The organism is Rhizobium sp. Leaf453, assembly GCF_001425605.1.
Taxonomy (GTDB): domain Bacteria; phylum Pseudomonadota; class Alphaproteobacteria; order Rhizobiales; family Rhizobiaceae; genus Pararhizobium.
Window position 1 is genome coordinate 1 of sequence record NZ_LMRG01000022.1, and the last position, 1,964, is coordinate 1,964.

Here is a 1,964-nt window from a genome sequence, read left to right on the forward strand (position 1 = left end):
GGGAGGAACTTTGTTGCTGCGCGAGGAATGGCGGCGGAGCCGGCAGGGGAAGAAGTTTCGGATGGCCGTTGCGGGAGGACGATCGAGGCGAAGCCGCTCTCCGGTCAGACATGCCTCATCGAGCCCGCAAATGGAGCGCCGTTGACGTCAGGCAAAGGCACGTGACAATGGCGGCCGCGCGCAGTTGGGCCTTAGCTCCGATCCCGGCGCCTCGGCGGACCAATCACTCCGGCTTTAGTTCAGGCCGTACCAGGTCCACGACCCGCTCCATGAAGGGTCAGATGTCCCTGCTCCGTCGACGCGCGAAGATGATCCTTGACGGTGCTACGGCTTGTGTCCGTGGCCCTGGCAGCGTCTATCACGGTGACGCTCACGCGCTCACGCGCCCGTTCGAGGATCACGACTGACAACTCCGGCAGGTCGCCGAGAAGGATGCGTCCATGCTCGATCTTGCGCTCGAGCCGCTGCTTCTGGCGCTGCAGGCTCCGGAGGAAAAACTCGACCCAGGGATTCCAGTCCTGTTGGTCTGTCCGGATTGTGCCCGGCGTTCGACGAAGCGCGAGGTCGGCAAGCTGGACAGCCGGTCGAGCGCAATACGACCAAGCGTTCGCCACGCACCCTTGAATTCGTCGATCTCGGCCATTACCGATAGGATCTCAGGCGTTATGCGTAATTTCTCGAGATCAAGAGCCGTCATCCATTCTCCCATCCGTTTCCATCCGAATGGAATGGATGATGGAGGGCAAAAGTCAGAGCGGGAGGCCCGCCCGATGGGCGAAGCCCCGAGGGCCTCAGTCGGGGGTGGGGCGGAACAGATCAGCTGGAGCCTGCGGAGGACGTGGCTTGTGACAGCGATCGGAGGAACAAGGCGAGGCGATAATCGCCGGCAGACTTCCGAGCGGCCCTCCGGCCGGTGATCGGCACGATCACGCCGCGATCCACCGTCAAACGGCTTCGAGTGCCACGGCCTCATCGGAAAAATTTGGCAGGTCGCTCCACCACTCCTTCACTTGGTTTTTGTCGGCCGAGCGCAAAATCCAGCCGAACCCCGCAATCCGGCTGGGAAACCCTTCGTGGACTATTTGGACCGGCTGATTTCGGTAGACGATTTGCGACGGGCGATAAACTCCCGGAGAAGGGGAAGGAAGAAGACCTTGCTGAACCGGCCGAGCGGTGGTTCAGGCTCAAGGTAAAAAGAGCGGCCGACGACGTCGCTGTTGAACTCATCGAGGATGATCCAGAGCCGCAGATCTGCATCGAGCCCGGCCCGCCGTTTCTCGATGGCGGGGATTTCCGCCGCAAAGCGGGCCTTTTCTGGCTGCTTCGTGGTGATCGGGAAAAACACCAGCAAATCTCCATCGGGTCGTGGGAGCCTTACGCCAACGGTGACCGGCCGATCCTTGCGGCCTTCAGTTTCGCACCTGCCTGCCTCTCTCGCCCAAAGATAGGGATAACGGATGACCGTCGCGGTCTGGATGGCGTCATAGCCGCTCATCGGTTAACCCCGTCGGTCTCCGCATAGGTATCGACCGCGGCCTCGAATTCGTCGAACAGTTCGCGCGGCATGGTTTCGAGCGTGCCGACGGTACGAGCATCGGATTGCCGCATCAGCCGTTCGTAGTCATCGATGTTGAGGAGCACGAGGCGCGGTTTGTTGCGCTGTGTAATCGTTACGGGATGCCGCAGAGCTTCCGCGATGATATCTCCGGATTTTCGGGAAAGATCGCTCGTTGAATATGAGCCAATGGTACGGGTCATGCTTATCTCCGTTGTATCCGCGTCGAGTCGGCCATCGCTGTCTCGATATAAATACAGCATTTACAGCATTTACAGCATTGCTGCAAATGCTGTGTACTGCTGCCAATCGGCCCCGCCGGATGGGCGGAGCCTCGAGGACCTCAGTCGCGGTTGGGGCGCGACCAGATCAACTGCAGGCCGTCTTCGCCTTCGACTTCGGCCAGCGT

Annotated in this window: 3 protein-coding genes and 1 pseudogene; all 4 read right to left on the bottom strand. The window is 60.6% G+C overall.

What is annotated here, in order from left to right:
• Positions 1-239 precede the first annotated feature (239 nt).
• Complete coding sequence (locus tag ASG68_RS31495) at positions 240-614, bottom strand: hypothetical protein (RefSeq protein ID WP_062609951.1); 375 nt, start codon at positions 612-614, stop codon at positions 240-242.
• 464 nt (positions 615-1,078) lie between these two features.
• Positions 1,079-1,495 carry a hypothetical protein gene (locus ASG68_RS18170; RefSeq protein WP_062609953.1) on the bottom strand — a complete coding sequence of 139 codons (417 nt, stop codon included), beginning with the start codon at positions 1,493-1,495 and terminating at the stop codon, positions 1,079-1,081.
• Positions 1,492-1,758: a type II toxin-antitoxin system prevent-host-death family antitoxin gene (locus tag ASG68_RS18175; RefSeq protein ID WP_062609955.1), complete on the bottom strand. Its 267-nt coding sequence runs from the start codon at positions 1,756-1,758 to the stop codon at positions 1,492-1,494. The genes ASG68_RS18170 and ASG68_RS18175 overlap by 4 nt, the downstream gene beginning before the upstream one ends.
• A 140-nt stretch (positions 1,759-1,898) precedes the next feature.
• A pseudogene (locus ASG68_RS32895) lies at positions 1,899-1,964 on the bottom strand (DUF736 domain-containing protein); the annotation flags it as partial.

Bases quoted from the DNA above. Each gene is read 5' to 3' on its own strand.
- ASG68_RS18170 (WP_062609953.1), bottom strand. From the start codon at position 1,495: ATGAGCGGCTATGACGCCATCCAGACCGCGACGGTCATCCGTTATCCC.
- ASG68_RS18175 (WP_062609955.1), bottom strand. From the start codon at position 1,758: ATGACCCGTACCATTGGCTCATATTCAACGAGCGATCTTTCCCGAAAA.